We start from the raw sequence: 12,812 nt of genomic DNA, 5'->3' as shown, positions 1-12,812 counted from the left end.
GCCTACTGGCAGACGCTGCTGCACGCCATGGTGGCCGACAGCCATCAGCCGGTGGCCCAGATAGCGCTGCTGCCGGACGCCGAACGCCAGCAGGTGCTGCACGGCTTTAATGACACCGTCACTACGTTCCCAACCGGGGTCTGCATCCATCAACTGGTTGAACAGCAGGCCGCCCGCCAGCCGGACGCCATCGCCGTGGTGTTCGAAAACGAGTCACTGTGCTATGGCGAACTGAACCGCCGTGCGAATCAGCTGGCACACTGGCTGACTGAACAGGGTGTCAGGCCGGATGACCGGGTGGCGATAGCGCTGGCGCGCGGTGTCGACCTGGTGGTGGCGCTGCTGGCAACGCTGAAAGCCGGGGGGGCCTATGTGCCGCTCGACCCGGCCTACCCGGCAGCGCGCCTGCAGTACATGCTGGCCGACAGCGCACCGGTGGTGTTAATCACCACTACCGCGCTGAATAGCCAGATAGCCGCCGACTGCCCGGTGATTGCGCTGGATATGCCGGTACAACCGTGGGCCACCTGCCCGGCCGACAACATCAGCCCGGCGGCGGTGGGCCTGACGCCGCATCATCTGTCCTATATTATCTATACCTCCGGCTCCACCGGACTGCCGAAAGGGGTACAGGTCGAACACGGCAGCGTGGTCAACCTGTGGGCCGGGCTGGAACAGGCGGTGTATGGCTCCGCCGACCTGCAACGCGTCAGCCTCAACGCCTCACCGTCCTTTGATGCCTCGGTGCAGCAGCTGGTGCAACTGGCCTCGGGCCGCACGCTGGTGATTGTGCCCGACGCGATACGCCAGAACGGTGAGCAACTGCGCGAGTGGATGACACAGCAGGCGCTGGAGGTCTTTGACTGCACACCGTCACAGCTGGCGCTGCTGATGGCCGCCGGGCCATTACCGCCGTCACTGCGCACGGTCCTGCTTGGCGGTGAAGCCATCGGTACCGCCCAGTGGCAGCTGCTGGCCTCGCTGGAAGAGGTGGCGTTCCACAACGTCTACGGCCCGACCGAATGTACCGTGGACAGCACCCATACGCGCATCACCGGACAAACCGCCCAGCCACATATCGGCCGCCCGATGGCCAACCGTCGGGTTTACCTGCTGGATGCGAACCGCCAGCCGGTGCCAGTCGGGGTGACCGGTGAGATTTATATCGGTGGCACCGGTGTGGCGCGTGGTTACCTGAACCGCCCCGACCTGACCGCCGAACGCTTCCTGGCCGATCCGTTCTCGAGCGCGCCAAATGCGCGGATGTACAAGACAGGCGATGTGGGCCGCTGGCATGCCGACGGCACTATCGACTATCTGGGCCGTAATGACGAGCAGGTCAAGATCCGTGGCTTCCGTATTGAACCTGGTGAGGTTGAGTCGGCAGTGCAGGGCTGCACCGGTGTACGCGAGGCGGTGGTGGTGGCACAGCGCACCACTACCGGCGATCAGCGACTGGTGGCCTATTACACTCTGTCGGATGAAGCACTCACCGTTGAGGCGCTGAAAGCACAGCTGACGCAGCGCCTGCCCGCGTCCATGGTGCCCGCGGCGTACGTGCAACTGGGCCAGATCCCGCTGACACCCAACGGCAAGGTGGACCGCAAGGCGCTGCCCGCCCCGGATGACAGCGCCTTTGTCCGCCACGACTATGAAGCTCCGAAAACCGCCGCCGAACAGGCGATTGCCACGATATGGCAGGGCCTGCTGGGGATTGAGCGTGTCGGGCGGCAGGATCACTTCTTCGAGCTCGGTGGTCATTCGCTGATGGCGATTAAGCTTATCGAACGCTTACGACAGGCGGGGTATACGCTCGCCGTCAGCGACCTGTTCAGACAGCCGACGCTGGCCGCACTGGCCGCTACGCTGACGGGCAGCGACACTGCCATGGCAGTACCGGCCAACCTGATCCATGCCGACAGCACCCACATCACCCCGGCCATGTTGCCGCTGGTTACCCTGACGCAGGCACAGATCGATACCGTGGTGGCGACCGTGCCGGGCGGCGTGCGTAATGTGCAGGATATCTACCCGCTGGCACCGTTACAGAACGGCATTCTGTTCCACCATCTGTTGCAGCCGGTGGGGGATGCGTATATCACCCACTCCATCCTGAGCTTTGCCGAAAAGGACGGGCTGGATCATTTTATTGCCGCCTTGCAGGCGGTGATTCAGCGTCACGACATTCTGCGTACCGGCATTGTATGGGAAGGGCTGGACGACGCCGTGCAGGTGGTCTGGCGCGAGGCCGTGATGCCGGTGGAGACGCTGGTTATCGAATCCGACGATGTTGCCGACGCCCTGCAGCAGCGTTTTACCCCGGCGCAGTTGCAGATGAACATCACTCAGGCCCCGATGATCCAGAGTTATCAGGCTGCCGACCCGTCCAATAACCGCTGGCTGCTGTGCCTGCTGCATCACCACCTGTGCATGGACCACACCACGCTGGAGCTGCTGCTCGAAGAGGTGCAGGCACACCTGCTGGGCCGTGCCGACCAGCTACCGGCCCCGCTGCCGTTCCGGCAGTTTGTCGCCCTCGCCCGTCAACAAACGGATGCGCAGGCGCAGCAGGACTATTTCCGGGCACAACTCGGGGATATTGACGCGCCCTGCGCCCCGTTCGGGCTGCTCGATGTTCAGGGCAGCGGTCAACACATCGACGAACACCATCTGCCACTGTCAGACTCCCTGGCGCAACGGCTGCGGGCACTGTCACAACAGCGTGGCATCAGTGTCACCAGCCTGTTCCATCTCGCCTGGGGCCGTGTGGTGCAGGCCACTACCGGCCAGGATAACGTCGTGTTCGGCACCGTGCTGTTTGGCCGTATGGCCGGTGGTGACGGCGCAGACCGGGTGCTGGGCATGTTCCTGAACACCCTGCCGTTGCGCCTGTCGCTGGGTCAGGTCAGTGTCGAACAGGCTCTGCGCCAGACGCACGACAGTCTGGCCGGACTGCTGGCTCATGAGCACGCCTCGCTGGCCGATGTCCAGCAATGCAGCGGCGTTGACGCTCAGAGCCCGCTGTTCACCAGCCTGCTCAACTACCGCTATAACGGCGGCAGCGAACAGACAGAGGTACAAACAGAGCTGGATGGCATCGACGTGCTGTTCAGTCAGGAGCGCACCAACTACCCGGTCAACGTATCGGTGAACGATCAGGGTGCGGCGGGCTTCAGCCTCGATATTCAGGTTGCAGAGGGTATTGGTGCGGCACGTGTCGGCGAAATGATGCAGTTCACCCTGACGGCACTGGCTGACGCGCTGGTGCAGGCACCAACGCAACCGGTGCATGCCCTGACGGTACTGCCGGACGCCGAACGCCAGCAGGTACTGCTCGGCTTTAACGACACGGCGGCAGACTTCCCGGCGGATCTCTGCATTCATCAATTGTTCGAACAGCAGGCCACTCAGCAGCCGGACGCCGTCGCCGTGGTCTTCGACGGTCAGTCACTGCGCTATGGCGAGCTGAACCGCCGGGCGAATCAGCTGGCGTACTGGCTGATTGAACAGGGTGTCAGACCGGATCAGCGTGTGGCGATAGCGCTGGAGCGCAGCGTCGAGCTGGTGGTGGCGTTGCTGGCGACGCTGAAAGCCGGTGGGGCCTATGTCCCGCTCGACCCGGCCTACCCGACAGAGCGCCTGCAGTACATGCTGGCCGACAGTGCACCGGTGGTGCTGATCACCATCACCGCGCTGAATAGCCAGATAGCCGCCGACTGCCCGGTAATTGCGCTGGATACGCCGGTACAACCCTGGGCCACCTGCCCGGCTGACAACATCAGCCCGGCAGCGGTGGGCCTGACGCCCCGCCATCTGGCCTATGTGATTTACACCTCCGGCTCCACCGGGCTGCCGAAAGGGGTGCTAGTCGAGCACCGGGGCCTGTGTAATCTGTCACAGGCACAAATCCGCCTGTTTAACGCAGGGGCAGGCAGCCGTGTACTCCAGTTCAGCTCCCTCAGTTTCGATGCCAGTCTGTTCGATATCGTGATGGCATTGTGCTCTGGGGCAGCGCTCTACCTGCCTCGGGGCCGACTGCTGGGTGAGACGTTGACGCAGTTTATGCAGCAACAGCGTATCAGCCATGCCACACTGCCACCGGCGGCACTCTCCAGCCTCAACCCGGCACAGGCGCTGCCAGATCTGGCCGTGCTGGTGACCGCCGGGGACGCCATCAGCCGTGAAGCGATTGCGCCCTGGTGTGCTGGCCGGGCGGTCTACAACGCCTATGGCCCGACCGAAGCCACTATCTGGGCCAGCACCTTTGCCCTGCATCAGCCTTATGCCGGTCAGCCACCGATCGGCTACCCGGTTGAAAACACCAAAATCTATCTGCTGGACGGTCACGGTCAGTTGGTCCCCGTCGGTGTCACCGGTGAGATTTATATCGGCGGCGTCGGTGTCGCGCGCGGCTATCTGAACCGGCCCGATCTGACGACTGAGCGTTTTCTGAATGATCCGTTTGCTCACGGGCCGGGTGCACGGATGTACCGCACCGGCGATCTGGGCCGCTGGCAGACTGACGGGACGCTGGAATACCTCGGCCGTAACGACAGTCAGGTCAAGATCCGCGGTTTTCGTATCGAGCCGGGTGAAATCGAGTCCTGCGCACTCGGCTGCCCTCACGTCACCGAAGCGGTGGTGCTGGCTCGGGCGGATCATAACGGCCAACCGCGGCTGATCGTCTGGTATGTCGGTGACGCCGAGGCGCACGCCCTGCGCCACCATCTCGCCGGGCAGCTGCCTGCACATATGGTACCGGCAGCCTGTGTACAGATGCTGGCACTGCCACTGACACCGAACGGTAAAGTCGATCGCAACGCCTTACCCGCCCCGGATGACAGCGCCTTTGTCCACACCGACTACGAGGCACCACAAACCGCCACCGAACAGGCGATTGCCACGATATGGCAGGAGTTGCTGGGGCTTGAGCGCGTCGGGCGGCAGGATCACTTCTTTGAACTCGGTGGTCATTCGCTGCTGGCGATTAAGCTGATTGAACGCCTGCGCCGGGCGGGGTATACACTCGCCGTCAGCGAGCTGTTCAGGCAACCGACGCTGGCTGCACTGGCAACCACGTTGACGGGCAGTGAAGCAACCGCGACTATTCCGGCCAACCGTATTCACCCAGATTGCGAGCAGATCACCCCGGAGATGCTGCCTTTAGTTGCCCTGACGCAAACGCAGATTGATGCCGTGGTGGCGACCGTGCCGGGAGGCGTGCGCAATGTGCAGGACATCTACCCACTGGCACCGTTGCAGACCGGCATTTTGTTCCATCATCTGCTGCAGCCGGTGGGGGATGCCTACATCACCCGCTCCATCCTGAGTTTTGCCGAAAAGGACAGGCTGGATCATTTTATTGCCGCCTTGCAGGCCGTCATTCAGCGTCACGACATTCTGCGTACCGGCATCGTCTGGGAAGGGCTGGACGAGGCCGTGCAGGTGGTCTGGCGCGAGGCCGTGATGCCGGTGGAAACGCTGGTTATCGAATCCGACGATGTCGCCGATATCCTGCAACAGCGCTTTACTCCGGCGCAGTTGCAGATGAATGTCGCGCAGGCACCGATGATCCAGAGTTATCAGGTCGCCGACCCGGCCAATAACCGCTGGCTGCTGTGCCTGCTGCACCACCATTTGTGTATGGACCACACCACGCTGGAGCTGCTGCTCGAAGAGGTGCAGGCACACCTGTTGGGCCGTGCCGACCAGTTACCCGCCCCGCTGCCGTTCCGGCAGTTTGTCGCTCTCGCCCGCCAGCAGACGGCTATACCGGCACAACAATCGGCACAGCAGGACTATTTCCGGGCACAGCTTGGGGATATTGATGAACCCTGCGCCCCGTTCGGGCTGCGGGATAGCCAGGGTAACGGCCAGCACATCGACGAACATCATCTGGTACTGTCAGACATCCTGGGGCAACGGCTGCGGGCACTGTCACAACAGCGCGGCATCAGCGTCACCAGCCTGTTCCACCTCGCCTGGGGACGCGTGGTGCAGGCCACTACCGGGCAGGATAACGTCGTGTTCGGCACCGTGCTGTTTGGTCGTATGGCCGGTGGTGACGGCGCTGACCGGGTGCTGGGCATGTTCCTGAACACCCTGCCGTTGCGCCTGTCGCTGGGGCAGGTGAGTGTTGAACAGGCACTGCGCCAGACGCACGACGGCCTGGCCGGACTGCTGCGTTTTGAACATGCCGCGCTGGCCGACGTCCAGCAATGCAGCGGTGTCGGTGCCCAGAGCCCGCTGTTCACCAGCCTGCTCAACTACCGCTATAACGGCGGCAGCGAACAGACAGAGGTACAGACAGAGCTGGATGGCATCGATGTGCTGTTCAGTCAGGAGCGCACTAACTACCCGGTCAACGTATCGGTGAACGATCAGGGCGCGGCGGGCTTCAGCCTCGATATTCAGGTTGCAGAGGGTATCGGTGCGGCGCGTGTCGGCGAAATGATGCGCCTCACCCTGACGGCGCTGGCCGACGCGCTGGCGCAGGCACCAACGCAACCGGTGCATACCCTGACGGTGCTGCCGGACGCCGAACGCCAGCAGGTACTGTACGGCTTCAATGACATTGAGACTCACTTCCCGGCGGATATCTGCATTCACGAATGGTTTGAGCAGCAGGCCGCCCGGCAGCCGGACGCTGTTGCCGTGGTCTTCGAAAACGAATCACTGAGCTATGGCGAGCTGAATGAACACGCCAACCAACTGGCGCACTGGCTGATTGAACAGGGTGTCAGGCCGGATGACCGGGTAGCGATTGCACTGGAGCGCAGCGTCGAGCTGGTGGTGGCGCTGCTGGCAACGCTAAAAGCCGGTGGGGCCTATGTCCCGCTCGATCCGAGCTATCCGGAAGAACGGTTGCACTATATTCTGCGTGACAGTAATCCGGTCGCGTTAATCACCACCACCACGCTGCGTGCCAGCGTGCCGACTGACCGCCCGGTGATTACGCTGGATAACCCGGCGCGGCCGTGGGCCACCTGCTCTGCTGATAATATCAACCCGACAACACGCGGCCTGACGCCGCATCATCTGGCCTATGTCATCTATACCTCCGGCTCCACCGGGCTGCCGAAAGGCGTGCTGGTGGAACACCACCATGTCGTGCGGCTGTTGCGCGCCTCGCAACCGCTGTTCCAGTTCGGTGCCGGGGATGTCTGGACACTGTTCCACTCCTACGCCTTTGACTTTTCCGTCTGGGAAATCTGGGGGGCGCTGCTCAACGGGGGTCGTCTGGTGGTGGTGCCGTATCTGGTCAGCCGTTCGCCAGAGGCCTTCTATCAGTTGCTTTGTGAGCAAGACGTCACGGTTCTCAACCAGACGCCGAGCGCGTTCCGGCAGTTGATGGCAGCGCAGGCCGACAACGCCGGGCACCACGCATTGCGCTATGTGATTTTTGGCGGCGAAGCGCTGAATCCATCGAGCCTGGCACCGTGGTATGCACGAGCAGCCAATCACCGCACACAGCTCATCAATATGTACGGCATTACCGAAACCACGGTACATGTCACCTGGCAGCCGTTGCAGCCCGCGGATGTTGCGTCCACCATCAGCCCGATCGGACGTCGTCTGCCGGATTTACGCACCTACCTGCTGGATGCACAGCAACAGCCGGTGCCCATCGGGGTGATCGGCGAGCTGTATGTCGCCGGGGCCGGTGTCGCGCGCGGTTACCTGAACCGGCCAGAACTGACCGCCGAACGCTTCCTTGACGATCCGTTTGCGGCACAAACTGGTGCACGGATGTACCGCTCTGGCGATCTGGCTCGCTGGAATGCTGACGGCACCCTCGACTATCTGGGCCGTAACGATCATCAGGTCAAAATACGCGGTTTCCGTATCGAGCTGGGTGAGATCGAAGCAACGGTGCGTAGTCACGCGCAGGTCACGGATGCTGTGGTGCTGGCACGCCCCGGTCAGGATGGCGAGCCGCGTCTGGTGGCCTGGTATGTCGGTGACGCTGACGTGCAGGCGCTACGTGATCACATCGCCGGGCAATTGCCTGCTTACATGACCCCGGCGGTCTATGTGTCTGTTGACGCCCTGCCGCTGACGGCCAATGGCAAGATTGACCAAAAAGCCCTGCCGGAGCCGGATGACAGCGCCTTTATCCACCAGACCTTTGAAGCGCCGCGTAGTGCCATGGAGCACATGCTGGCGGAGCTGTGGCAGACACTGCTGGGGGTTGAGCGTGTTGGTCGTCAGGATCACTTCTTTGAACTCGGCGGCCATTCATTACTGGCGGTGAAACTGGTGAGTGAAATGCACAGGCGTGGACTCACGCTTTCCCTGTCCACCCTGTTTGAATCCCCTCACCTGTTTGAGCTGGCAGCCGCGCTCGACATAGCAGAAACACAACGCAAGGCCTGGATAGCGTTGCGTTCGTCCGGGTCGCAACGCCCCTTGTTCGTGGTGCCAGAGGCTACCGGCGAACTGCTTTACGGCCCGCAACTGGTGGCAGCGATTGATGCGGATATTCCGGTGTACGGCCTGCTGGGGCCGGATCGCCATCTGCCGAGCTTCACAACGTTGCAAGGAGCAGCAACCCGTTATGTCGGCATTATCCGCGAAGTACAACCACAGGGGCCGTATCGCCTGCTGGGCTGGTCGCTGGGCGGCACACTGGCGTATGAAATTGCCGCGCAGTTGATTGGACTGAACCAGTCGGTTGAATTCCTGGGGCTGCTGGATACCTGGGCGTTACCGCCAGTCGAATCGGTATCGCATACGGCAGAGACGCTGGAGCAGATGAGTCAGGCGCTGATTCAGGATGTCCTGACGCTGCGGGGTGAACCGCTGCCAACCGCGGCGCTGGCAACCTGTCGGCAATGGCAGGATTACCATGCACTGGCCTGCCAACAGGGCGTCATCCCCTCTGACTGGACGCCGACGTATTTCTGCCGCTGGCTGCAACACCGTCAGGATCTGCTGAATGCCGAGTACCGACCACAGCCACTGCCGGTTCAGGTTGACCTGCTGGCTGCCCGCGACAGTCTGGCACGGGCAGAGCCGTACCTGCACTGGGACCGCATCTTACCGCCGTCCTCAATCCGGGTGACCCCGGTGCCCGGTGACCACATGAGCCTGTTTACCGAGGCTCATGTCGGCACGGTCGGTCAGCAGATATCCAGGGCGATTCAGGCCCGCAGGCTGTCAGAGCCGACAGCCATGCAGCATACTCAGACGCCGGTTATCACGTTACAGACAGGCCGACAGACCGGGCCGGTGCTGGTCTGCATTCCCGGTGCCGGTGATAACGTCATGAGTTTTATGGCACTGACTGCCGCCATGTCGGATGACTGGCAGGTATGGGGCCTGCAGCCACAGGGCTTGCTGGAAGGTACTACACCGCACAGTTCTGTCGAGGCTGCCGCCCAGTATTATCTGGCGGCGCTGAAAGCGCAGTCGCTCAACGGGCCACTTCATCTGCTGGGGCATTCGTTCGGTGGCTGGAGTGCACTGGAGCTGGCGCGACAGCTGGAGCAAGAGGGCATGCCGGTGGCATCGCTGACGCTGGTGGACTCCAGAGCGCCCCAGGCAGCGAAAGAGTACCCGGACCTGCAGGTATGCATGCGGCTGATCGCGCTGTTTGAAATGCAAGGTACGGCACTGGCACTGACGGAACCTGAGCTGGCGACATTGACGCAACCGCAGCGGCTGGTGTGCCTGCATCAGCGCCTGGTCGAGTGTGGTGTGATGTCAGCCAGCAGCCGGGTGCAGGATCTGACGGCCATCTTCCGGGTTTTTGCCACCAACCTGCGCACCGGATACCAGCCGACGTTGCTGCCGGTGGTCACGCCGTCACTGATTCTGGCCGAGGACGCAGACGTCGACCGGATGACCGGCTGGCAGACGTTGATCCCGGCCATACAGCTTCAGCGCGGCGCCGGTAACCATGTCCAGTTGCTGAAAATGCCACACGTGACGTTTATTGCCGACTGGATACAACGGAAATAAGCCACCGTGCTGTCATTAATCCCCGCCGGGTGTCATAACCGGCGGCTTTATACTGAATAACAAGGAAAACAGGAAAAACGGATGTTCAAACTTATCGTTGTCCGTTTCAAATGGCAGGTTCTGCTGGCCACGGTGCTGAGTGCTATCAGCGCGCTGTCTGGTATTGGCATGCTAAAGATCATTACCCTACAGATCGGTGCCATGACCAGCCAGTCCGCTGCCAGCGTCACACCTTTTGTCTGGTTTTTACTGGCGGTCTCGGCGGTATTGCTGTTCGGCCTGATGTCCCGCTATCTGCTGGCCCGGCTGGGGGCTCGCGTCGTTTATGAATTCAGGGACTCACTCACCCGCCGTCTGCTGTCAACACCTTATGCCATCATTGAACGCATCGGCGGGCACCGCATTCTGGCCGCGCTGAAAACCGACGCGGCCAAGCTGTCGGAAGGCCTGCTGATCCTGCCGGAGTTCATCTACAGCCTGATCACGGTGGTGCTCTGTCTGAGTTACATGAGTTACCTCTCCGGGCGTCTGTTTCTGGTTTCAACGGCGCTTATCATCCTGCTCGGACTGATCGCCAGCGTCTTCCTTCGTTATGGGCTACGCCATTTCAAGCACCTGCGTCACTATGAAGATGCGCTGTTTGAGGGCATGCAGATGATGGTCGACGGTAGCCAGGAGCTGAGCATTAATGCCAGACGGCGTCACTTCATTTATGAACGGGTTCTGAAAACCAATTACCGCGACATCCGCCATCTCAGTGTCCGGGTATCGTTAATTTTTACGATGCTGAACAGTATTGGCTCGACGTTGATTTTTTTTCTGGTTGGTCTGGTGGTATTCGGCTCCAGCCTGTATTTCAAAGACATCCCGACAGACTCGGTCGTCGGCTTCGCGCTGGTGATCCTGTATATGATCGACCCGGTAGAAAACGTCGTCAGTTCATTATCCCGTTTTAGCGAATTTACCGTCTCCTACCGTAACGTCGAAGGGCTGCCGCTGACCCGGGACGAGGCCGACATGGCCCCATCAAGCCACCATTCGCTCTCAGAACGGCTGGCATGGCAGACGCTTAACGTCCGCCAGCTCACCTTTCACTATCAGGCAGATGCCGGGGATCAGTACCGCTTTGGTATCGGCCCTATTGATGCACAGTTCCGGCGCGGAGAAGCAGTCTTTCTGACCGGCGGCAACGGCAGCGGTAAATCGACGTTTGCAAAACTGTTGGTCGGCTTGTACCAGCCAGATCAGGGCCAGATCAGTCTGGATGATGACATCGTGTCTGACACCATCCCGCTTACCGAATACCAGCAGGCATTTTCCACGATTTTCGCGGATTTCTTCCTGTTCGATCACGTTCTGGATGAATGGGGTAACCCCGGTGATGACGCCATGATCCAACGCCATCTGATTGATCTGGAACTGAACAATAAAGTGAGCGTCTCCCACGGTCAGCTGTCCTCGACAAACCTCTCCTCCGGGCAGAAAAAACGCCTGGCGCTGATCATGTCCTACTGTGAAAACACACCAATCTGTGTCTTTGACGAATGGGCGGCGGATCAGGACCCCAGATTCCGTCGGCTGTTTTACACCGAGATCATTCCCCGCCTGAAAGCGCAGAATAAGCTGGTCATTGTGATTACCCATGATGACCGTTACTTCCATCTGGCCGATCAGTTGCTCCGGTTTGATGACGGTCAACTGGCCACAGGGGCACCCGCATCGGCGAGCGGGACATCGGCTGATTGAGACATCTGCTGATTGAGGCGATGGCGGGTATTGCGTACATTTAGCCGCGCAATACCCATATCGTGGTTCGAAACACGAATGACGACGAACAGTCTCTTTCTATTTTCTACATGGGATATATTATAAAATTATCCCTTTACAACAGGCAGCATTGGCAATGGCTCTAATCCCCAAAAACTACGCGCGGCTGGAAAGCGGTTACCGTGAAAAAGCACTAAAAATCTATCCATGGGTGTGTGGACGTTGCTCACGGGAGTTTGTTTATTCAAACCTACGCGAATTAACGGTTCACCATATCGATCACGACCATACCAATAACCCTGAAGATGGCAGCAATTGGGAGTTATTGTGTCTGTTTTGTCATGACCACGAACACTCGAAGTACACGGAAGCCGAGCAGTACGGTACAACCGTTGTGGCGGGGGAAGACGCGCAAAAAGATGTTGGCACAGCCACCTATAATCCCTTTGCCGATCTCAAATCGATGCTTAATAAGAAGAAATAGTAGCAGCAACGTCCGCTTTACACACTGAGGCATTCGACAAACGAACACCACACCGATGAGACAAGCGCCCGGCAAGGACACAGTAGCCGGGCACCCAATGAGGGAAACAGGGAAAGTTACAGGCCCAGCTCAGATAACCCCGGATGGTCATCCGGACGGCGTCCCAGAGGCCAGTGGAACTTGCGCTCACTTTCTTTGATAGGCATGTCATTGATACACGCGTAGCGGTGATGCATCAGCCCGTCTTCACCAAATTCCCAGTTTTCGTTGCCGTAAGAACGGAACCAGTTACCGGAGTCATCGCGCCACTCGTAAGCGTACCGGACAGCAATTCGGTCACCGTCAAAAGCCCACAACTCCTTGATAAGACGGTATTCCAACTCTTTTTTCCACTTGCGCTCGAGGAAACCCCTGGCCTCTTCACGATTATTGGCAAACTCTGCGCGGTTACGCCATTTGGTGTCCAGAGAGTAAGCGAGCGACACTTTATCGGCATCGCGGGTGTTCCAGCCATCTTCCGCCAGCCTTACTTTTTCAATCGCTGACTCGCGGGTGAACGGCGGCAGTGGTGGACGGATTTGTGAATCGGACATGGTGG

Annotated in this window: 4 protein-coding genes; 3 read left to right on the top strand and 1 reads right to left on the bottom strand. The window is 60.2% G+C overall.

From position 1 onward, the window contains the following. Nucleotides 1-27: 27 nt before the first annotated feature. The 3 genes from FAZ14_RS10005 (at nt 28) to yajD (ending at nt 12,214) form a co-directional block, all read left to right on the top strand. Nucleotides 28-9,963 (top strand): non-ribosomal peptide synthetase, encoded by a 9,936-nt coding sequence (locus FAZ14_RS10005; RefSeq protein WP_206670628.1) that lies wholly within the window; start codon nt 28-30, stop codon nt 9,961-9,963. Between the two features lie 81 nt (nt 9,964-10,044). Beyond that, nucleotides 10,045-11,709, top strand: coding sequence for a cyclic peptide export ABC transporter (locus tag FAZ14_RS10000; protein WP_153508470.1), 1,665 nt, complete (start codon nt 10,045-10,047; stop codon nt 11,707-11,709). A gap of 157 nt (nt 11,710-11,866) precedes the next feature. Further along, nucleotides 11,867-12,214 carry an HNH nuclease YajD gene (gene yajD, locus FAZ14_RS09995; RefSeq protein WP_016943791.1) on the top strand — a complete coding sequence of 116 codons (348 nt, stop codon included), beginning with the start codon at nt 11,867-11,869 and terminating at the stop codon, nt 12,212-12,214. A 116-nt stretch (nt 12,215-12,330) separates the two neighbouring features. Here the strand turns inward: yajD and FAZ14_RS09990 are convergent, their stop codons facing one another. Beyond that, nucleotides 12,331-12,807 (bottom strand): nuclear transport factor 2 family protein, encoded by a 477-nt coding sequence (locus tag FAZ14_RS09990; protein ID WP_016943792.1) that lies wholly within the window; start codon nt 12,805-12,807, stop codon nt 12,331-12,333. Nucleotides 12,808-12,812: the final 5 nt, after the last annotated feature.

Origin of the sequence: Dickeya oryzae, from assembly GCF_009372235.1 — a bacterium.
Taxonomy (GTDB): Bacteria; Pseudomonadota; Gammaproteobacteria; order Enterobacterales; family Enterobacteriaceae; genus Dickeya; species Dickeya oryzae.
Note: the sequence above shows the minus strand (reverse complement) of the source record. Positions and strands in the feature narration are given on the sequence as shown.